This is a genomic window from Schauerella aestuarii, from assembly GCF_009866805.1.
Classification (GTDB): Bacteria; Pseudomonadota; Gammaproteobacteria; order Burkholderiales; family Burkholderiaceae_B; genus Schauerella; species Schauerella aestuarii.
Genome location: NZ_SIZW01000043.1, coordinates 417,866 through 438,972, shown reverse-complemented (window position 1 = coordinate 438,972; position 21,107 = coordinate 417,866). Strand labels below are relative to the sequence as shown.

Here is a 21,107-nt window from a genome sequence, read left to right as displayed (position 1 = left end):
TTCCGAGCGGGGGGTCGTCGATGCTACATTGCGTTCGTCCCCTATTCTGCAAGAAATCTGTCATGAGCCGTTCCCGCTCCTTAGTGCCCACCCTGCGCGTGGGTATCGCATTGGTCGCGCTTGCGGCCGCCGTTCCTGCGGCTCATGCCGGTGTGACCTACCGATTGGATCGCCCCAGCGCCGCGCCCGGCGAAACCGTGCTGATCGAGGCCGTGTTCTTCAACGATACGCCCACGGGTGCCGCCTGGAGCGCGCCGCGCCGTATCGTGGTGCAGTGGCGTGGTGCCACGGGTCAGCCGATCCGCACCACTGCACGTGCGGTGGGTGCTGCGACCGAATTCAATGTGCCGGTCAACAACTTTGCCCGCATGAGCTGGCAAGCCGTGGTCCCCACGCAGGCGCGTGGCCTGCAGGCCGTGTCGATCGAGGGCCAATCCGCCCTGATGGCGCTGGATGCGACGGGTCGCGAAAGCGGCACGCCGGCCACGATGGCGGCCAATACGCCCGTGGTGGATGCCCGCACCGGCGAGCCACTGCCACCGGCCGAAGTGACCCGCCTGGGTGCTTCTCCGGACACTGGCCCCGCCCCCGAGCAAACGGCAATGACCCAACCGGCTGCGATTCCCACGGCATTCAATTCGTTTACCTCGTCGCTATCGGCTTATCAACCGGTGTATTTTGCGGTGGGCACGCGCGGCGGGACGACGGCCCGCTTTCAGTTGAGCGCCAAGTACCGGTTGTTCACGCCCGAAGATGCAGCCACGCCGAAGTTCTATGAAAATCTGTATCTGGGCTACACACAAACTTCATTGTGGGATTTGCAAGGCGATTCGAAGCCGTTTATCGATACGACGTTCAACCCCAGCGCATTCTGGCTGAACGAAAACCTGTGGACGTCGGCCAATCAAAACTGGCGCTTCGGCAGTGCGGCGGGTATCGAGCACAAGTCCAACGGCAAGGCCGGCGACGACTCACGCTCGCTGAACGACTTCTACCTGCAGCCGTCATTCAACTATCGTTTCGATGGCGGCAGCACGTTGTCGTTCGCGCCCAAGATCATGTCGTACGTGGCCGTGGCGCGCGAGAACAGCGATTATTCCGACTACAACGGCCATGTGAATTGGCGCGTGCGATGGGCGCAGGATAACGGCCCGGTCGTCTCTGCCATGTACCGTCAGGGCGACCAAAAACGCCGCACGACCCAAGTCGATCTGGCCTACCCGCTCAAGCAAATCGGCTTGAACGCCAACGGCTACGTCTATCTGCAGTACTTCAACGGCTACGGCGAAACGCTGCTGGGTTACGACGAGCGCAACCGCTCGCAATTCCGCATCGGCCTGTCGCTGGTGCCGTAAAAAGGGACCTCACGCATGAAGCGACCCGCGCCGCCCGCCCAGCCCCTGCGCCGCGTGCGAGCGTGGGGCGGCATGCTGCTGGTATGGGGCGCGGCAACGGGCATCGCGCACCTGCTCAATCACCATGTGTCGGTCACCGTCCTGGCCATGGTGTATCTGGCGGCCGTGATGCTGGTCGCGTACGTGACCAATCGCTGGCTCTCGATCGCCTGTGCCTTCCTGTCGGTCGCGGCGCTCAACATCTTGTTCGTGCAGCCGCGCGGTGCGTTTCGCGTCGATTCCACCGAACACGCCATCACCCTGGTGGCGCTCTTGTTCGTCAGCCTGCTGGCGACGAATCTGTCGTCACGACTACGCGCGTCGACGCGCCGGGCCGTGTCGCGCGAACGCCGCGCGCGCACGTTGCAGCACCTGGCCGCGAGTATGGCGCTGCTTGAAGACGAGGCCCCGATGGTCGATGCCGCCGTCAAGGCGCTGGAGGCGGATTTCGGTCAAGGCATCCTGGCACTGATGTCGCGCGAAGGTGATCTGGTGATGCACGGCGCAATGCAAGCGCCTGCCGCCCCCGCCGAGCGGCGCGACGATGCCATCGCACATTGCGTGAAAAGCGGCCATGCCATGGGCCCGGGCACCGGGCGATGGGACGCCCTGGCAACGTGGTATCTACCGCTGCGTGCGGGCGAAAGCCGGATCGGCGCGATCGCGATTGCAGCCCCGCCCCAAACGGCATTGCTCCCGGGTGCGGAAGAGCGGCGCGAACACGCACAGGCCATTGCCGATCTCACCGCTGGTGCCCTGCTGCGCACGCGGCATGCGGCCGAGGCCGCGCGAGCCCGCGATCAGGCGCAATCGCAACAGCTGCGCAGCACGTTGCTGGCCTCGGTATCGCACGATCTGCGTACGCCGCTGGCCGCCATCCTGGCGGCTGCCACATCGATGCAACGACAGGCCGATCGCCTGGACGCAGAAAGCCAGCAACGCTTGCTTGCGTTGATCGAAAGCGAAGCCCGCCACCTCACCGCCGTTACCGACAACACCCTGCACTGGTTGCGCGTGTCTGGCGACCATCCCGTTCTGAAGATGGATTGGGAAGCACTGGAAGAAATCGCCGGCACCTGCATTGCCCGATTGCGCGCACGCCATCCGCATCGCCATGTGACGGCCACGCTGCCTGCGGATTTGCCGCTGATACGGGTAGACGCCGTGCTGTTTGCGCAATTGATTACCAATCTGCTGGATAACGCGCTCAAGTATTCGGCAGATGACGTGGAACTCACGGCTTACGCCGACGACGAGACCATCACGATCGATATTCTGGATCGCGGCCGCGGCATCCCGCCGGGTGATGAGATCCGGATTTTCGAGACGTTTTACCGCGGCGCGGTGCCCCCGGCGCAGCGAGGCGCCGGCCTTGGGCTGGCGATCTCCCAAGCGGTGGCCAGCGCTCATAACGCCCGGTTGAGCGTGGGTCCGCGCGAAGGCGGCGGTTCGCGCTTTTCCATCTTCATGCCGCTGGTTCCCTCGCCGCCCACGCCGGCCGACGAGGGCATGTAGATGGCCATTCGAGTGCTGATCGTCGAGGACGACCGCGATATCCGCAGCTTGCTGCACTCGGTACTGACCGTGGAAGGTTTCGAGATCTCCACCGCAGTCAGCGTCAGCGAAGCGCGGGCGATGGTCGACCATGAGGCGCCGGATCTGATCCTGCTGGATCTGGGATTGCCCGACGGCCGCGGCGAAGATCTGCTTGCGGCCTGGCGCACGCTGGCGGTGCCGATCATCGTGGTGTCTGCCCGTGAAGACGAGGCAGGCAAGATCGCACTGCTGGATGCTGGCGCCGATGACTATCTGGTCAAACCTTTCGGCGTGGGCGAGCTGCTCGCGCGCATGCGCGTGGCGCTGCGCCATCGCGGCACGTCGATCTCGCCGGCGCAAACGACTTACGAGTTGGAAGGGCTGGGCGTGGATCTCACCACGCATCGCGTAACCCGCGACGGCGTGGAGATCAAACTGACGGCGACTGAGTTCAAACTACTGGCGCGATTGGTGCAAAAGGCGGGGCAAGTCGTCACACACCGGCAATTGCTGATCGATGTGTGGGGCGCCGAGTATGCCGAGCACACGCATTATGTGCGGGTGTATATGGGAAACCTGCGTGCGAAATTGGAACGCGACCCCACCGATCCACGGTATGTGCGTACCGAGGTAGGGGTGGGATATCGGCTCGCCGTGGAGTAACCGCCACACCCCACCCCATCTTTATGCGTTCTTTACACGCCGCCGCCTATAACGGCGGCTGGCCTGTTCTCCGCATTCAAGATGTCTACCGCTGATTCCCCTAAAAATCTTGCCGCCCTCTCGCTCGGCGCCCTCGGCGTCGTCTATGGCGATATCGGTACGAGTCCGCTTTACGCCATGAAAGAGGTGTTCCTGCCCGCCAATGGCGTGCCGCTGGACATCACGCATATCGTGGGTGCGGTGTCCGTCATTTTCTGGGCACTCCTCATTGTCGTCACGCTCAAGTACGTGATCCTGGTGCTGCGCGCCAATAACCGCGGCGAAGGCGGCATCATGGCGCTGTCGGCATTGGCGGCGCGCGCCACCGGCAACAATCCCAAGCTGCGTCACACCCTGCTGCTCCTGGGCGTGTTCGGCGCCGCACTCTTTTACGGCGACAGCATCATCACGCCTGCCATCTCGGTGCTGGGCGCGGTGGAAGGCATGAGCCTCATTACCCCGGCATTCGACAGCTTCGTGCTGCCGATCAGCGTGGGCATTCTGATCGGCCTGTTTCTGGTGCAGCGTCATGGCACGGCCACCGTGGGCAAGCTCTTCGGCCCGATCATCGTGGTGTGGTTTGCCACACTCGCCGTGGTGGGGATCCACCAGATCGTTCAGTCGCCGATCATTCTGACCGCGCTCAATCCCCTCCATGGCCTGGCATTCCTGATCGATCGCGGCCCGGGCGTCTTCGCCGCCTTCGGTGCCATTGTGCTGGCGCTCACGGGTGCCGAAGCGCTGTATGCCGACATGGGCCATTTCGGCAAGAAGCCGATCCGCCTGGCGTGGCTGGGTTTTGTGCTGCCGGCGCTTGCAATCCACTATATGGGCCAGGGCGCGCTGCTGATTTCCACGCCCAGTGCACTCGAGAATCCGTTCTATCTGATGTTCCCCAGCGGCTGGTTGATCCCTGCCGTGATTCTCGCCACGCTGGCCTCGGTGATTGCCTCGCAAGCCGTGATTTCGGGCGCGTACTCGATGACGCGTCAAGCCATGCAACTCGGCTTCCTGCCGCGCCTGCAAGTGCATTTCACGTCGGCCAGCGAGGCGGGCCAGATCTTCATGCCGCAAGTCAATCGCATCCTGTTGCTGGCGGTGGTGATCGTGACGATCGGCTTCGGCAGCTCGTCTGCATTGGCCTCGGCCTATGGGATTGCCGTCACCGGCACCATGATGATCACCACGGTGCTCACCTACTTTGTGGTGCGGCACGCCTGGCATTTCCCGCGTTACATCGCGATCGGTGCAACCGGCGTATTCCTGGCCATCGACGTGCTTCTCGTGGTGTCGTGCAGCCTGAAGATTGCAGATGGCGGCTGGTTCCCCTTGCTGCTGGCGATCGCCATCTTCGTGGTGATGTCGACCTGGTATCGCGGCCGTGAATTGCTCGTGAACCGTATGCGTGACGACGACCCCGCGCTGCAACCGTTCATCGAGGCCATCGTGCTCGATCCGGATCTGCCCCGCGTGCCGCGCACGGCCGTCTATGCCACCGCAAGCCAGGAGACCGTGCCGCAAGCCTTGCTGCACAACCTGAAGCACAATCGCGTGCTGCATGAGCAGAACATCATCATGAGCGTGATCTTCCACGAAGTGCCGTGGATACATGCCGACGAACGCGTGGATGTGGACGATGCGGCCGCAGGCTTCTGGCGCGTACGGGTCAACTACGGTTTCATGAACAAGCCCGATATCCCGGAAGCGCTCGAATGCTGCCGCAAGCATGGTCTGGCCGTCAACGCTTTCGAAACGAGCTACTTCCTCAGCCGCGAAACCGTCGTGCCCACGTCGGGTTCGGGGATTGCCAACTGGCGCGAGCACCTGTTCTCGGCCATGTCGCGCAATGCCGGAAACGTGGTCACCTTCTTCCAATTGCCGGATAATGCGGTCATCGAATTGGGAACGCGCGTGCAGATATGACGGCTTCGTTTGCGGTGATCAATGCCTGGGGTACGCCCACGCCATTCGGCGTATCGCGATCGCCGCGGGAGGTTGCCACCGCTGCGGCCGATGCACTCACCCAGCACACGGATATCGAACGTCTGCAGGATGCCGTTGCCGCTCTGGTCACGGCACAGGCCGGCACCGAAGCCGCCTGCTTCTGCCACTGCGCCGCGGCGGGCGTGACATTGGCGGTGGCTGCAGCACTCACCGGCGTTGATCCCTCCCGCCTTGCCGCACTGCCGGATGTGTCGGGCGCAGATATCGTGGCGATCCAGGCCGAGCATCAGGTCAACTACGGTCATCCGATTACGCAAGCGATACGGCTTGCCGGCGCACGCGTGCTTGTGCTCGACGGCACGATCGAACAGCGGATCCGGCAGCTCGACGAACATCGCGCGGCGGGCACGTTGGCGGCCGTCGTGGCGGTATCGTCAACCCTGGTCAAAAGCCCAGCGCCGATCGGCCTTGCAGCGCTCGCCAAACTCGCGCGCGATGCGGCTGTTCCCTTCATTGTGGATGCGGCCGCCCAGGATTGGCGGCTGGGCGATGCGGCCTGGTTCGACGGCATCGACATCGCGATCTTCAGCGCACAAAAATACCTCGCCGCGCCGACGTGCGGCATGCTCACCGGACAAGGCCCGTACATCGCTGCGGCGCGGGCCAATTTGAGTGGGATCGGACGCGGCATGAAACCCACCAAGGAAGCGCTCGCCGGCGTGGCATCCGCCCTGCAATTGCGTGTCGGCGTGTCGCTTTCGGACGTGCGCAGCGTTAATGTGGCGCGTGCGCAGCGCCTGATCGCCGCCTGCAATACGTTGCCGTATCGATTTGAAGTGCTCGACGGCGCCGACTTTGGTCCCTATCCGCGTGTCGCGCTAGCCTGCCGCGATGCCGGCGAGGCGACTGCGCTGGCGGATGCGCTGCGCCACTATCAGCCATCGATCGTGGTGGGCCGCCATGCGCTGTCGAGCGGGACCGTAACGCTTGAACTGACTCACGTCACCGAAGATGAAGCGGAGACGCTGGTCAACGCCTTGCACGCGATAGCAACGCCCACGCGTTAGCACCGGCGATCACCGCCGCGTCTTCAGCCATCGAGCTCAGGATAGTGACGGAAGATGCCTTCGCCGAAGGCCAACCGTCGATCGCTTTGCAGATAAGCGCTCACGTTGGGAAGGGCACCCACGCGAGCGTGCAGCGCCATCACCTTGCTCAAGCGCCGCGACTGCTTGCTCATCGTGACGGGAAACGCATAGGCCAGACCGTCCACCACGTGAAAGAGCGACAGATCGGCGTACGACCAGGTTTCGCCGCCCGCCAGCCACCGGCCCTGTTCTTTCAACACGTTTTCGAAGTAGCCGAGAAACTTTGGAATGCGCTCTTCACGGAACGACTTTGCCCGCCGCTTGGCCTCCTCCTGCTGGTCTTCGTAGTAAAGGCTGGCTGCGATCGGGTGGTGAACGTCATGCGCCTCGGCGACGAGATCGGCCAAGGTCAATTGCAATTGGTTGACCCATAATCGCCCCGCCAGATCCTTCGGCGCAAGTTGGTGCTTCTCGCCGAGGAAGAACAGAATGTTTGCGGTTTGGCCGATCGTCTCACCGTCCGCCACCAAATACGGCGGCGCAAACGGCGGGTGCTTGCGAGGCGACTGCATATCTTCTACCAAGGCATCGGCACTGCCCCCACCCGATGCACGACCGCGTTCGCGATAGTCGATGCCGGCGGCTTCGAGCGCAAGACGCACAAACTCGCCGCGCCCTGGAATGCCGTCCCAATACCATAAATCGTAAGTCATGCGTGGATCCTCCGTTGGCCGAACGCGCCTGCGTCGGCATCTGATGCCCACCTGCCCGCAAGCGTTGTTCCGCCATTCTGTGAACGTCTTCTTACGACGATTGCACGATCGCCCCTATCGCGTATCGACTGCACCGTTGCCGCCGGTCGGAACATACGGCGCTAAACCGGCAATTTATTGCTGCGCCGCATCACAAATGCTCAGGGTTTTCCCCCGCAATTCCCATTTATTGAGAATCTGAAGTGGGACGAATGGGAATCGACCCCTATGATCCGAAAAAAGAGATCAACAAGGGGTTTTTATCCATGCCACCAGACCGCGCCATTACCGGCGGCGCCGATCGTGTGCTGTCTGTGCTCGCCACCCTGGCGCAGCACGACCGACCGCTGAGCATCGCGGCGCTCGTCGAACGCACGGGGTTGGCCCAGAGCACCTTGTATCGCCAGATCGCGCTACTCAAGCGCTGGGGTTTCGTGTTCGAGCATGCTGGTGAATACGGCCCTGGCCCGCTCTGCTTGCAGTTGGCCTGGGGCTTCGATCAGTCATCCTTTCTGGTTCACGAAGCGCAAGCCGACATGGCGGCGCTGGCCGATGCCTCCGGCGAAACGGTGGGATTGATGGCTGCCGTCAAAGACCAGGCCGTATGCCTCGACATGGTCGAGAGCCGGCACCCCTTGCGGTGTTCGTTCGTGAAAGGCCGAGGCCTGCCATTGATCAACGGTGCATCGGCCCGGTCGCTCATCGCCTTCATGCCGGACGGCAAGCGCCAATCCGTACTGCATCAGATCGCCCGCACGATCGACGCCGCCACGCTCGCAGCATTGAACGCGGCGCTCGACGATATCCGCGCCGCAGGTTTTGCCGTCACCGATGGCCAGGTCGACCCCGGGGTATGGGGCGTCAGCGCGCCGATCTTTCAGCGCCCGCAGCAAGCGGTCGCCTCACTCACGCTGATGGCGCCGTCTACCCGCGCGGCCGACCGTGCGCCACAACTCACGGCCCTGACCGTCCAAGCCGCACAACGCATTTCCGCCCGTTTGCAGAGCCTTTGACGCGCGAACACGTTCGCGCACCCACACACATTTTTCCCTCCCTTTGCCTGAAGGACTTCCCCATGCTGACCCGCCGCCGTCTTCTCTCCGCTATCGCCACGCTCACGCTCGCCGCTTCCGCCGGTGTTGCACATGGCCAGGACACGCTCCGCGCCGTCACCGACGCCACCTTCCCGCCTATGGAGTTCGTCCGCGACGGCAAACGTACCGGCTTCGATATCGAACTGGTCGAAGCCTTGGGTCAAGCCATGGGCAAAAAGGTGGAGTGGATCGACGTCGACTTCAAGGGTCTGATTCCTGCCGTGCTGGCCGACCGCGCCGACATCGCCGTCTCGGCCATCTACATCACCGACGAACGCCGCAAAGTGGTCGACTTCACGGATTCTTACTATGCCGGTGGGCTGGTGGTCCTGACGAAAAAAGACGGCCCGATCAAGAGCTTGAAAGATCTAGAGGGCAAGAGCGTTTCGGTGCAGGTGGGTACAAAGTCGGTCAACTTCCTGAAAGAGCAATTTCCCAACGTGAAGCGTGTGGAAGTGGAGAAGAATCAGGAGATGTTCAACCTGGTGCAGATCGGCCGTGCCGATGCTGCCGTGACGGGCAAGCCCGCCGCCAAGCTCTTCGCGCAAAGCACCAAGGATCTGACGGTACTCGACGAGCAGATCACCACGGAAGACTATGGCATCGCCGTGTCGAAGAACACACCGAAGCTGACGCAAAGCTTGAACGTCGCACTCAAAACGATCAAGCAGAACGGCACGTACGACAAGATCGTCGCAAAGTGGTTTGAGGCCCCGGCACAATGAATCTGGACTTCTCTCCCGTCTTCGCCGACTGGGAGTCGCTGGCCAGCGGCGCCCTCGTCACCATCGAAATCACGGCGTTCGCGCTGCTGCTGGGCTGCGTGATCGGCCTTTTGGTCGGCATCGGCCGCCTCAATCCGCAGCGGCGCGTGGTGTACGGGCTGTGCAGCTTCTACCTGCTGTGCTTTCGCGGTACCCCGCTGCTGGTGCAGCTGTTCATCTGGTTCTACGGCTTGCCGCAGTTTGGCATCAAGCTGCCGGCCTTCGCGTGCGGTGTACTGGGTCTGGCCATGTACTCGGGCGCGTATGTGTCGGAGATCGTGCGCGGCTCGATTCAGTCGATCGATCGCGGCCAGGCGGAAGCGGCGCGTTCCCTGGGGATGTCATCGGGTCAGGCCATGCGCATCATCATCCTGCCGCAAGCCGTGGTGCGCATGATTCCGCCGCTGGGCAACGAGTTCATCGCGCTGATCAAGAACTCGGCACTGGTATCGCTGCTCACGATCCACGACCTGATGCATGAAGGTCAGAAGATCATTGCCGTGTCGTACCGTTCGCTCGAAACCTATCTCGTGATTGCCCTGGTGTACCTCGTCCTGACCACGATCACCACAACCATTTTGCGCTACATCGAAAACCGGTTACGCGCTGGAGGCATGGTGCAATGAGCACGCCAGACATGATTCGCATCCGCGACCTGCACAAATCATACGGCAGTCACAAGGTGCTCACAGGCATCGACTTCAGTGTGCCAACCTCGCAAGTGGTCGTGGTGATCGGCCCCAGCGGCTCAGGCAAAAGCACCCTCCTGCGTTGCTGCAATGGACTCGAAGTGGCACAGGAAGGCACGATCGAGATCGATGGCCGCGCGCTGCTGGAGCACGGTAGATTGCTGCCCGAAGTGCAATTGAATGCGCTGCGTACGCAAGTTGGCATGGTCTTCCAATCGTTCAACCTCTTCCCGCATCTGTCGGTGCTCGAAAACGTGACCGTGGGTCCGCGCACCTTGCGTGGCATGCGGCGCGCCGAAGCCGACGCGCTCGCCATGACGCTGCTCGCCAAAGTCGGCCTGCAAGACAAGACGGGCGCGATGCCGGGCAGCCTGTCCGGCGGTCAGAAGCAGCGCGTGGCCATCGCGCGCGCATTGGCGATGGAACCCAAGGTCATGCTGTTCGACGAGCCAACCTCCGCGCTCGACCCCGAACTCGTGGGCGAGGTGCTGCAGGTCATGAAGCTCCTCGCCAAGGAAGGCATGACGATGATGGTGGTGACGCACGAAATGGGCTTTGCGCGTGACGTGGCCGATGTCGTGGCGGTGATGGACGCGGGGCGCATCATCGAGTCGGGTGCGCCTGAGGTCATCTTTACCGCACCGCGCGAAGCCCGTACGCGGGAGTTTCTCCACGCGGTGTTAAGCGCACAAGGCAGCGTGGCTGCCGCCTTGCCGCCCGCGGCTTCAGCAGACGCCGCCGCTGCGGCGACCCCCTTGGGTTGACGCCAACGTGATGCATCGGATCAACGACCGCGCTGTGCCCTGGATCTCATTCGACGCCGCAACATGCGCAGCCGTGCCATGGCGCAACGGCGGCGGCACCACGTGCGAACTGCTGGCGTTGGTTGCATCGGATGCAACCGGCGCTGAAGCGAACCACGCCTTCGACGCCCGCGTGAGCCTGGCCACCATTGCGCAACCGGGACCGTTCTCAGCGTTTCCTGGTATCGATCGGCAGATCACCTTGCTCGATGGACGTGGCGTGCGGCTTGCCGCACAAGACGGTGCGGTCGATCATCGCCTTGAGCAGGCCCTCGTCCCGTTTGCATTCGACGGCGGCATCGCGTTGGATGCCGCTTGGGCAGACGGCGGTGCAGGAACCGTTAACGGAGACGGCGATGCGGCACGCGTGCTGAACGTGATGACGCGTCGTGGGCGATGCCACGCCACGGTCGAGATCATGACCACGAGCGCGACCCTTGGAGAAGCATCGCCGTCATCGAACCGAAAGGTGACATTGCACCTCGTTGCACGCGGCGCGTGGCGCGTCGCCGGCCCGGGCGATGCCGTTGCAACGGCAACATTGACCGCTGGCCAGGGCGCGTACAGCGATTCCCGTCTGGACGCTTTGCCTGATGAACGTTCAGCTCATCAAGAAGCATCTCACATGGATTCACGCCTCCAACACTCACATGAGCGCGCTGCGAGTCTGCATCTGGCGCCACTTACGCCGGGCGCCGCCCTGATCGTCGTTCGCATCACCTTTCTTGCAGCACCCTAAATCGATGTCCTCTTCGCACACCCTGTTTGCCGATCACGCGTTGCTGCCCACGGGCTGGGCGCGTGATGTTCTTTTGAAGTGGGACACGCGCGGCTGCTACACGCAGATTGCGCCGAATGCCAATTGCCCACCCGATGCCATGCGCGCCGCAGGCCCGGTGCTGCCGGGCATCACCAATCTGCATTCGCATGCCTTTCAGCGCGCCTTCGCGGGCCTGACCGAATATCGCGCCGAAGCGGCCGACAGCTTCTGGAGCTGGCGCACCTTGATGTATGGTTTTGCCAACGCAATTTCGCCGGAACAGGTAGAGGCGGTGACCACCTATCTTTACGGCGAGATGCTGGCGGCCGGCTATACCAGTGTGTGCGAGTTTCACTATCTGCATCACGATCCCGACGGCCACCCCTATCTGGACGATGCGCTGCTCGCGCAAGCGCTGCTGCGCGCGGCGGGCAACACCGGCATCCACATGACGCTCTTGCCGGTGCTGTATCAGGCAAGTGGCTTCGGCGGCGCGCCGCTCTCCAGCGGCCAACGCCGCTTCGGGCACCATGTGGACAGCATGCAGCGCCTGCTCGAACGTCTGGCGCCGTTATGTGCAAGCCAGGACGCTCGACTGGGCCTCGCCCCGCACTCGCTGCGCGCGGTCACGCCCGATGCCTTGAAGGCGGCGCTCGCGATGCTGGATGCCATCGATCCCACGGCACCCGTGCACATCCACATCGCCGAGCAAACCAGGGAGGTCGACGATTGCGTGGCCTTCTGCGGTCAACGCCCGGTGGATTGGCTGGTCGATCACACTGACCTGAGTTCGCGCTGGTGCCTGGTGCACGCCACGCACATGACGCCGCTCGAAGCCCGCCGCGCCGCCGCAACAGGCGCGATCGCGGGCCTGTGCCCCAGCACCGAGGCCAATCTGGGCGACGGCATTTTCGATATGGCGTCTTGGACTGGCGGAGATGGCCAGTGGGGCATAGGGTCGGACAGCCACGCGTGCGTGAACGCCGCCGAGGAATTGCAGCTACTCGAGTACAGCCAACGCTGGGCCACACGCCAGCGCAATGTGCTCGCCACACCGGCCCATCCGCATGTGGCGGAAGCCATGACGCACGCTGCCGTCGCCGGTGGCGCCCAAGCGGCCGGCCGCGCATCGAGCGGTGTGCAACGAGGCGTCCTGCAACACGGCAGCTCGCAACGGGGCGAGCCGCAAGGCCTCGGCGAGCGACACGTCGGCCGAGGACAAGGCGGCTTGCAGGTGGGGGCCGCTGCGGATTGGGTGGTGCTCGATGCGCAGCACCCCGCGCTCGCCGGACTTGCGCCTGCCGACATGCTGTCGGGTCATGTGTTCGGCAGCCACCGCACCTCTGCGATTGCGGAAGTGTGGACCGGGGGCACGCAGCGGGTACGGGCGGGCCGGCACCATCGCCATGACGCCGACGTCAGAAGCTTCGTGACGGCGCGAGCCGCGTTGCTGGGCGCGATGGGGCGTTGATTATCGCGGCTCGCCGCGTTGCATGGCTTCGTGCTCGAAACGCGCGTCTTCGAGCTCGTCCATCAGCTCATCGAGCTTGACGGGTGTGGTGTCGATGTCGACGTGACCGGTGAGCGCCACGCCGGGAACCAAGGCACCCGCCTCGAACAGGCGCCAGATTTCCTTGCCGTAATGCATCGTCAGCAACTGCGGCGCGAAGCGTGAAAAATACGTCGCCAGATTATCCACGTCGCGTTCGAGCATGACCTGGGCTTCGCTATTGCCGGCCGCGTTCACGGCCTGCGGCAAATCGATGATCGTGGGCCCCGCATGGCTCAACAGGATGTTGTATTCCGATAGATCGCCATGGATGACACCGGCGCATAGCATCAGCACCACCTGATCCAACAGCTGTCCATGCAGCGTGAGCGCATCGGCTTCGCTCAGGTCAACGTCGCCCAAACGGGGCGCCACGTCGCCGTTCTCATCGGTTACGAGCTCCATGAGCAGCACGCCATCCGTACAGATATAGGGCTGCGGCACTCGCACGCCGGCGTTGGCCAGCAAAAACAAAGCGTCGACCTCGGCGTTTTGCCACGATTCTTCCTGCACCTGGCGCCCGTAGCGAGAGCCTTTTTCCATGGCGCGCGCTTCGCGGCTGTTCTTGGTCTTGCGACCGTCGCGATACGAAGCGGCCTTGCGAAAGCTGCGCTGCTGCACATCCTTGTAGACCTTGGCGCAGCGGATATCGTCACCACTGCGCACCACAAACACCGTGGCTTCCTTACCGCTCATCAATTGGCTGATCACCTCATCGATGAGGCCCTCTTCGACCAACGGCGCCAGGCGCTTGGGGACTTTCATGGGCGCACCGGCGACAGGGATGCCGCGAAAGGCGTGTGGGCGGTCATGCACAGGGGAGAAATTGTGATCATTGCCCGATTATATGGGCAGCGCCTGGCTCATGCAGCCACACGTTCTCGCCGTGTTGCAGCCGCCTCGAACGCCTGTGCCAGATCGGCTTTCAGATCGGCAGGATCTTCGAGTCCGATATGTAAGCGCACCACCGGCGTCGTGCCCTGCCAATAGCTGTGCTCGTTCAGGCGCTCGGGTGCAGCGATCAAAGCCAGGCTCTCGTAACCGCCCCACGACGCGCCGATCCCGAAGAAACGCAGGGCATCGACGAATGCATGCGCCGCTGCCAGATCGCCGTCCCGAAACGCAAACGACACCAGTCCGCTCGCCCCCGTGAAGTCCCGTTGCCACAAGGCGTGGCCAGGATCGGTGGATAGCGCGGGATAGAACACCCGCTCGACCTGGGCCTGCGTTTGCAGAAATTCGGCAATTTCGGTGGCATGCCGCTGATGTTGCGCCAGGCGGATCGGCAACGTGCGCACCCCGCGCAGTGCCAGATAGGCATCGTCCGCACTGACCGACAGCCCGAGTGCCTCATAGGCCAGCCCGATCTTTTCCGCCAGTGCGGGGCTGTCGACCACGACCACACCTTGCATCACATCCGAATGCCCGGCGATATACTTCGTGGCGGCCTGAATCGAGATGTCGGCGCCGAGCGCGAGCGGCTTGTAGAACCAGCCGCCGCTCCAGGTATTGTCGGTGGCGACCAATACGCCGTGCTGATGCGCGAGCGCCGCCAGACGCGGCAGGTCCAGAACCTCGAACAGCAGCGAACTGGGCGACTCGAGATACACGAGCTTCGTCGTGGCTCGGATTTTCGACCCCAGGTCGTCATGGGCGGGCGAAAAATATTCCAGTTCGATCCCCAACCGCTGCAGCAAGGTGCGATCGACGCGGCGCACGGGCGAGTACACGCTATCGGCCACCAGCGCATGATCGCCCGGCGAGAGCAACCCCACCAGCACCAACGCGATTGCCGACAAACCCGAGGGCGCGAGGAACGCGCGGTGGCCCCCTTCCAGACCGAGAATGGCCTCTTCCAGCGCACGATGCGTGTCGAGCCCATGGCGTCCATAAGTGGCCACCGGTTCGCCCGCCGCCCGGCGATGATGATGGTCCTCGTGGGCCTGAACGCTTTCAAAGCGCACCGTGCTGGTACGCACCACGGGTACGTTGACGGGTCCCGAGCCCTCCCGCAGTGCGGGCGCGCCGGCATGCAGCAGACGGGTTGCGTCGCCGATGGTGCGGTCGCGATGAATGGCATAGGGGGTTGCGGATGTGGGCTGAGACATAAGAAGCATTCCTTGAAACGTTCGGCCGCCACGGCACACGCCGCGGCGGGTGGCGTGGCGTACGGTCAGTACGACACCCAAAGGCGCTCGCGCTTGGCGGCGGCAAATGGATTGGGCGCAGATGCGGCGGCGCGCACGCCCTGCCCCAATGTGCGCTGCAGGAACGCGCGCGTGCGCTCGCTGGCGGGATGTTGAAAGATGGCCGTGGGCGGTCCCTGCTCGACGATGTGCCCCGCTTCGGTGAAGTACACGCGATCGCTCACTTCCTCGGCGAAACGCATTTCGTGCGTGACAAGGACACAGGTCATTCCGTCACCCACGAGATCGCGGATCACAGTGAGCACGTCGCCCACGGTTTCGGGGTCGAGTGCCGACGTCACCTCGTCAAACAAAATCAGTTCGGGCTTCATCGCCAACGCCCGCGCGATCGCCACCCGCTGTTGCTGGCCGCCGGAGAGCTCGCCGGGATAGGCTTGCGCCTTGTTCGACAACCGCACACGATCGAGCAACGTCAGCGCCTCTCGTTCGGCATCGGCACGGCTGCGCCCCAGCACCCGCACAGGAGCAATCACCAGATTCTCAAGCACGGTGAGATGCGGAAAAAGGTTGTACTGCTGAAACACGAACCCCACCCGCGTGCGCAGTGCGATCAATTCGGCTTCGGTCTTCAAGGTGTCGACCCGTGTGCCGCCCACGACGATCTCACCGCGTTGCGGCCGCAGCAGGCCAGTCAACGTGCGCAAGATCGTGGATTTGCCGGAGCCCGACGGTCCGATGATCGACACGACCTGCCCGCGACCGACCTCGAGATCGATGCCCTTGAGCACCTCATTGGCACCAAACGCCAGGTGCACGTCGCGCAGTTGTACGAGGGGAGTGGCCGGTGAGCGATCCGCCCCGCCGTGGGTGACAGCCGCGCCAGTCCCTTTCTGCGGCACGGGATAGAGAAAGCGTTCAGTGGCGGTCATGACGTCGCTCCAGAGCGCGGGTCGCGCGGGCTATCGGATAGCAATAGGCAAAGAAAAGGGCGAGCAGCGTGAAATACACGAGGATGGTGAAGTCGGTGCGCGACACGGTATTGCTGGCGATCTGTGCGGTATCGACGAGATCGTGCACGCCCACCAGCGACGCCAGAGCGGTACTCATGGTGATGCTCGCGTAGAGGTTCATCCACGGCGGCATCATCCGCCTCACACATTGCGGCAGCACGATCAGGCGGAAGATTTCGCGGCGTTTGAACGCAAGTGACTGGGCAGCCTCCCACTGCGCGCTGGGGATCGATTGAATCGCACCGCGAAAGATCTCGGCTACGTTTGCGCTCGTGGGCAATGCCAAACCCAACACAACCTTGAGCCAATCCGGAAACGCAAACGTCCAGCTCAGCACGCGGACTTCAAACGGAAATGCGTAGGTCGTGAAATAGATCAGCACCAGAACCGGTGCGTTGCGAAACAGATTCACATACCAACGCGTACTCACGCGCCATGCGGCTACCGGCGAGAGCGATAGCGCGCCGATCGCCAATCCCACGAAGGTGCCCAGCGCCATTGCCAGCATGCTGATCTGAATATTTACCCACAACCCTCGCAGCAGCGCCGGCAGCCACTGCCATAGATATGCGACGGCCGCAGGCGTCGTGCCGGTGGTGACCCAGAATGTGATCACACATACCGCCAGGATCGCCGACGCCGCCCAAGGCTTGCGCCACAGAGAAATATCTACGCCGTCTGCGCCGTGCGGCAATGTCAGATCATTGGCCATAACCCGGCATCCTCAGTCGCGTTTCAAGCCAGCGCCCCACCACACTCACCAACCAGGTGAGCAGGCCGAAATAAAGCAGGATCAGCAACAGCAGTTCGAGTACGTTGTCGCGCTGCGTCCAGATCATGATCGATTCGTACGTCACATCGCCCACCGCGATGGCCGACGCCACGGCCGTCATCTTCACCAGATCCACCAGGTTGTTGATCAGCGAGGGCAAGGCGAATCGCACGGCCAGGGGCAATTCCACGCGCCACAGCAACTGACGTCTGGAAAAGCCTAGCGACCTTGCCGCCTCCAAGGTGACGCGCGGCACAGCCTCGATGCCGGCCCGCAAGGCCTCGGCATGAAACACGCCTTTATGCAGCGACACCACGATCACCACCCACATCAGCGGGGTCAGCGGGTTGGCGCCGTACTGATGCAATTGCTGCGTGATGAGCATGTTCAGCACGAGAAAGGCGCAATACAGTTGCACCAGGGTCGGCGTATTACGCGTGACCTCCACGAAGGCCCGGGTGGGGAGCGCCAGCCATCGGCGTCCCGACGTCAAGGCGGCGGCGATCAGCACGCCTGCGGCAAGACTGCACGGGATCACCAGCAGACAAAGTTCGAGCGTGACCCCCATTCCGCGCCAGAACGCCTGCCGATCCATCGCGTCGAGCAGAAAGGCGTAGTTCAACCCAAGCGGCTTGAAGAACGCCACGACGGGTGCGAAGACCGCATCGATCACTTCTGCGCCCACTGCGGCAACGGTGCTTGCGCTCGTGCGGCACCCTGCAACTCCACCAGTGCCGCCGACGGCCGCGAGATGCCGACTCTTTTTTCGGTCGCGATCAGCCAGCCGTCGCGATGCCACCCCTGGATCACCCGATCCACGGCTTGCGCAGTATCCTTTTCGCCAGGGCGCACCCACACCACGCTGGGTGACGGAATCAGCTCATCGAATGGGGCGGCGTAGCCCTTCCATTCGGCGTCGTCTTCCACCAGGCGATAGATCAAGGTGCCGTCATGGACAGCCGCGACGCAATTGCCGCCACGCAAAGCCAGGAGAGATTCGGAAGCGCCGCGAAACCCTTTGAGCTGGGCACCGTATTGCTCCGTCAGCGGCTTGCCATAATTGCTGCCTTGAGAGAGGCAGACGGGCTTGCCGGCCAAGTCTTCCCAACGGGTAATGCCGCTGTCTTTTCTGAAGATGGCCGCGCCACCGTTGCGGTAGTACGGCGTGGGTGCAAACGTCAATTGCGTTGCCCGCTCTTCGGTCCACTCCATGCTGGCCACGAGCAGATCGACCCGCTTTTGCTGCAGGTACTGGATGCGGTTCGACGGCAGCACCGCCACCAACTCCACATCAGTGCCCAATCCTTGCGCCAAGCCTCGCGCCACTTCCGGATTGAATCCTGTGAGCTGTTGCGTGGCGGGATCGATCGCGCCAAAGGGCCCCCCCGAGACCACCACACCGATCACGACGCGTTTGCGCTCTTTAATGCGATCGAGTGTGTCGTCGGCATGTGCCGGCGTGCTGCCCAGCCATGCTGACGCTGCTGCCAGGGTCAACGCTACCGCGCTGCGGGTAAATCCAAATTTTTGTGTAGACATAAGGGCGCCGATAGACCGTCAAGCGATAAGGCACTCAAGCCTAAAGACGATGCGGGCCGCTGTGAACGACGAAAAACTTGTGTGCTTATACGCTGATGCTTATGCCTAAAAACGATTTTGTTCAGGCTGGCGACGAACCTATATTGAATGTCGCGTGCCGCGCCACCTGGCGGCCACAACGCTGGCATTAACGGAGAATTCATCGTGTCCCTGCAACCCGAACGGCAAGCGGCCGTCGATCAGACACTGACCGCGATCAAAGCGATCGCGGCAAGCGACGGCATCACCTATTCAAGTCTGGAGCGGATCGCGCTCGAACTCAAACAACTGGCGGCGCAACCACACCTTTTCAGCGCCGACGACTTCACGTCGCCGGATCCGGGCGATCCGGAAGCCTCCACCCGCTACCTGCTTCACAAGGAAGCAGACGATACGTTTGCGCTTTACCTGAACGCCATCAACCCGGGCAAAAACACCGTGCCGCACAATCACACCACCTGGGCGGTGATCGTGGCCGTGGAAGGCGACGAACTCAACCGCATCTATACGCGCCTGGACGATGGCGCAAGCGACGATCATGCCGACCTGCGTCTCGATCGCGAAGTGGTGGTAAGCCCGGGTGCCGGTCACGTGGCCTTCCTCGCCGATGACATCCACAGCATCCATGTGCTCGGCGACCATGGCACGCGCCACTTCCACTTGTATGGCCTCGCATTGGACCGCCTGACTGAACGCGTGGGCTACGACCTCGATAACAAACGCGTCCTCAACTACAACCGCACCTATCACGCCAAGCAAGACGAGCGGAGCCACGCATGACGCACCCCAATGCCCTTGCCCCCATTCTTTCGCCTGACGACCTGCACACTGCGTTGAACGCCCAGGGTGAGCTCGCCGTCATCGACGTTCGCGATCTTGGCGTGTTCGCCCGGAAGCACGTGCTGGCCGCCACCCCTGCGCCGTTGGCGCACCTGGCTCTGGTCATCGGCCATCTGGTCCCGCGCCTCGATACCCCGATCGTGCTCACGGATCTCGACGAAAGCCTCGTTCACACCGCTCGCGAGCGACTGCGTGAGTGGGGCTACAGCCGCATCTCGATCCTTGCCGGGGGCACCTTGGCCTGGGAAGCCGCAGGCTTCGAGGTCTTCAGTGGGGTCAACGTGCTCAGCAAGGCGTTCGGCGAGATCGTCGAACATGAAGCCGGCACGCCGCACATCGACGTCGCGTCGTTGCGCGAGCGCATTGCGCGCCGCGACAACCTGGTCATCGTCGATGGACGCACCCCCGAAGAGTTCAAGAATTTCAGCCTGCCCGGCGCGTACAGCGTGCCCAATGCCGAACTGCCCTACCGCATTCGCGAACTGGCGCCGGATCCCGAAACCCTGGTGGTGGTGAATTGCGCGGGCCGCACGCGCAGCATCATCGGCGCGCAAACGCTGATCGACGCCGGGGTACCCAATCCCGTCGTCTCGCTCAAGGACGGCACGATGTCGTGGTTGCTCGACGGGCATGCGTTGGATCAGGGCCGTGAGCATGCGCTGCCTGAACCGTCGGCGGAAAACGTTGCAGCGGCACGCGTCAACGCAGCGGCCTTCGCGAAGAAAGTGGGTGTGCGCACCATCGACGATCAAGGCTTGGCCGCGTTCGAAAACGACGCTTCCCGCACCTTGTATCGGTTCGACGTGCGCAACGCGGCCGAGTATCGCGCCGGCCATCTGGTGGGCTGGCGCTGGGCGCCCGGCGGGCAATTGGTACAGGCCACCGATGAATACATCGGCACCCGCGGTGCGCGCGTGGTGCTGGCCGATTGGGATGGCGTGCGCGCGCCCACCACCGCCGCCTGGCTGGCCCAGCTGGGTGGATTCGAGGTATATCTCCATCGCCCGGCCGCGAACGCCCCGCTCGAAACAGGCGACACGCCGCGCCGCATTTTGCGTGCGGCGACGGCCAAGCAAGCGCAGTGGATCGATGTGCAAAGCCTGCACGCCGTGACGCAAGCCACGTCGGCGGGCCGCCAGACGCTGAAAGTATTCGACGTTGAAAAGAGCGTCGCTTTCCGCGACAAACATATCGCAGGCGCGCAGTTCGCGGCGGCCGGCCGACTGCCCGCTTTGCTGGCGGATCTGACGCCGGGCACAGCCATCGTCATCACGTCGAGCGATGGCGTATTGGCGCAGGTGGTGGCGACCGAATTACTTCGCCATGGCTATGCGGCGCGCGCGGTACTGGGCGGCAATCGCGCCTGGTTCGATGCCCAGTTGCCCACCGCCTCGGGAAGTGAGCACATCCTTACCGGCGAAGACGATGCGTGGCATAGCGGCTATGCCTACACGGAGGAAGACCAGCGACACGCCGCGTTTCGTGCGTATCTCGATTGGGAGGTTGGGCTGGTCGAACAGTTGGCGCAACCCGGCGCCGTGACGGCGTTCAATGTACGAGGCCGCGCACGCGACGGCGATCGTCGAGCCGCGATCACGGCCACGGCCTGATCGGATCGGCCTGAGCGGATCGAGCTGAGCGGATCTGGTTGAGCGGTCTAAGGAAAGCGTGGACGATCCGCGAGG

General features: G+C 63.1%; 20 protein-coding genes. 13 read left to right on the top strand and 7 right to left on the bottom strand.

What is annotated here, in order from left to right:
- The first annotated feature begins 62 nt into the window (after positions 1-62).
- From EYW45_RS21340 to EYW45_RS21320, 5 genes are all read left to right on the top strand, one after another.
- Complete coding sequence (locus EYW45_RS21340) at positions 63-1,355, top strand: phospholipase A (protein WP_161137467.1); 1,293 nt, start codon at positions 63-65, stop codon at positions 1,353-1,355.
- Between the two features lie 15 nt (positions 1,356-1,370).
- The gene (locus EYW45_RS21335; protein ID WP_161137466.1) at positions 1,371-2,909 is read left to right on the top strand and encodes an ATP-binding protein; all 1,539 of its coding nucleotides are present in this window, start codon (positions 1,371-1,373) and stop codon (positions 2,907-2,909) included.
- The gene (locus tag EYW45_RS21330) at positions 2,910-3,593 is read left to right on the top strand and encodes a response regulator (protein ID WP_161137465.1); all 684 of its coding nucleotides are present in this window, start codon (positions 2,910-2,912) and stop codon (positions 3,591-3,593) included.
- 81 nt (positions 3,594-3,674) lie between these two features.
- Positions 3,675-5,555, top strand: a complete 1,881-nt coding sequence (locus EYW45_RS21325; RefSeq protein WP_161137464.1) for a potassium transporter Kup — start codon at positions 3,675-3,677, stop codon at positions 5,553-5,555.
- Entirely contained in the window at positions 5,552-6,643 is a 1,092-nt protein-coding gene (locus EYW45_RS21320) for a hypothetical protein (RefSeq protein ID WP_161137463.1), read from the top strand. The genes EYW45_RS21325 and EYW45_RS21320 overlap by 4 nt, the downstream gene beginning before the upstream one ends.
- Before the next feature lie 23 nt (positions 6,644-6,666).
- Here EYW45_RS21320 and EYW45_RS21315 read toward each other — a convergent pair whose 3' ends face one another.
- Positions 6,667-7,377 (bottom strand): glutathione S-transferase, encoded by a 711-nt coding sequence (locus EYW45_RS21315; protein ID WP_161137462.1) that lies wholly within the window; start codon positions 7,375-7,377, stop codon positions 6,667-6,669.
- A gap of 305 nt (positions 7,378-7,682) precedes the next feature.
- On the opposite strand from EYW45_RS21315, the gene EYW45_RS21310 reads away from it, so the two are divergent.
- The 6 genes from EYW45_RS21310 to EYW45_RS21285 all read left to right on the top strand — a co-directional run bounded on the left by EYW45_RS21310 (position 7,683) and on the right by EYW45_RS21285 (position 12,997).
- A complete protein-coding gene (locus EYW45_RS21310; protein WP_161137461.1) occupies positions 7,683-8,429 on the top strand; it encodes an IclR family transcriptional regulator in 747 nt (248 codons plus the stop codon).
- Positions 8,430-8,491: 62 nt separating this feature from the next.
- Positions 8,492-9,235 carry a transporter substrate-binding domain-containing protein gene (locus EYW45_RS21305; RefSeq protein WP_161137460.1) on the top strand — a complete coding sequence of 248 codons (744 nt, stop codon included), beginning with the start codon at positions 8,492-8,494 and terminating at the stop codon, positions 9,233-9,235.
- On the top strand, positions 9,232-9,900 hold the full coding sequence (locus EYW45_RS21300; protein ID WP_161137459.1) for an amino acid ABC transporter permease: 669 nt from the start codon (positions 9,232-9,234) through the stop codon (positions 9,898-9,900). The genes EYW45_RS21305 and EYW45_RS21300 overlap by 4 nt, the downstream gene beginning before the upstream one ends.
- Positions 9,897-10,727: an amino acid ABC transporter ATP-binding protein gene (locus EYW45_RS21295; protein WP_161137458.1), complete on the top strand. Its 831-nt coding sequence runs from the start codon at positions 9,897-9,899 to the stop codon at positions 10,725-10,727. The genes EYW45_RS21300 and EYW45_RS21295 overlap by 4 nt, the downstream gene beginning before the upstream one ends.
- Positions 10,728-10,761: 34 nt before the next feature.
- A complete protein-coding gene (locus EYW45_RS21290; protein WP_161137457.1) occupies positions 10,762-11,505 on the top strand; it encodes a HutD/Ves family protein in 744 nt (247 codons plus the stop codon).
- A 4-nt stretch (positions 11,506-11,509) separates the two neighbouring features.
- Entirely contained in the window at positions 11,510-12,997 is a 1,488-nt protein-coding gene (locus tag EYW45_RS21285; protein WP_161137456.1) for a formimidoylglutamate deiminase, read from the top strand.
- Here EYW45_RS21285 and EYW45_RS21280 read toward each other — a convergent pair whose 3' ends face one another.
- From EYW45_RS21280 to EYW45_RS21255, 6 genes are all read right to left on the bottom strand, one after another.
- Positions 12,998-13,840, bottom strand: coding sequence for a PA4780 family RIO1-like protein kinase (locus EYW45_RS21280; protein WP_161137455.1), 843 nt, complete (start codon positions 13,838-13,840; stop codon positions 12,998-13,000). It lies immediately after the preceding gene.
- A 98-nt stretch (positions 13,841-13,938) separates the two neighbouring features.
- On the bottom strand, positions 13,939-15,183 hold the full coding sequence (metC, locus tag EYW45_RS21275) for a cystathionine beta-lyase (protein WP_161137454.1): 1,245 nt from the start codon (positions 15,181-15,183) through the stop codon (positions 13,939-13,941).
- 65 nt (positions 15,184-15,248) lie between these two features.
- Positions 15,249-16,151, bottom strand: coding sequence for an amino acid ABC transporter ATP-binding protein (locus tag EYW45_RS21270; RefSeq protein ID WP_161137453.1), 903 nt, complete (start codon positions 16,149-16,151; stop codon positions 15,249-15,251).
- A complete protein-coding gene (locus tag EYW45_RS21265; RefSeq protein ID WP_161137452.1) occupies positions 16,138-16,944 on the bottom strand; it encodes an amino acid ABC transporter permease in 807 nt (268 codons plus the stop codon). Before EYW45_RS21265 ends, EYW45_RS21270 begins: the two co-directional genes overlap by 14 nt.
- The gene (locus EYW45_RS21260) at positions 16,934-17,689 is read right to left on the bottom strand and encodes an amino acid ABC transporter permease (RefSeq protein ID WP_407924947.1); all 756 of its coding nucleotides are present in this window, start codon (positions 17,687-17,689) and stop codon (positions 16,934-16,936) included. The genes EYW45_RS21265 and EYW45_RS21260 overlap by 11 nt, the downstream gene beginning before the upstream one ends.
- The gene (locus tag EYW45_RS21255; RefSeq protein ID WP_161137451.1) at positions 17,674-18,543 is read right to left on the bottom strand and encodes a transporter substrate-binding domain-containing protein; all 870 of its coding nucleotides are present in this window, start codon (positions 18,541-18,543) and stop codon (positions 17,674-17,676) included. The genes EYW45_RS21260 and EYW45_RS21255 overlap by 16 nt, the downstream gene beginning before the upstream one ends.
- A 204-nt stretch (positions 18,544-18,747) precedes the next feature.
- Between EYW45_RS21255 and EYW45_RS21250 the strand changes: the two genes are divergently transcribed.
- Together EYW45_RS21250 and EYW45_RS21245 are read left to right on the top strand one after the other, a co-directional pair.
- On the top strand, positions 18,748-19,362 hold the full coding sequence (locus tag EYW45_RS21250) for a cysteine dioxygenase family protein (RefSeq protein ID WP_161137450.1): 615 nt from the start codon (positions 18,748-18,750) through the stop codon (positions 19,360-19,362).
- Complete coding sequence (locus EYW45_RS21245; protein WP_161137449.1) at positions 19,359-21,032, top strand: rhodanese-like domain-containing protein; 1,674 nt, start codon at positions 19,359-19,361, stop codon at positions 21,030-21,032. The genes EYW45_RS21250 and EYW45_RS21245 overlap by 4 nt, the downstream gene beginning before the upstream one ends.
- Positions 21,033-21,107 lie beyond the last annotated feature (75 nt).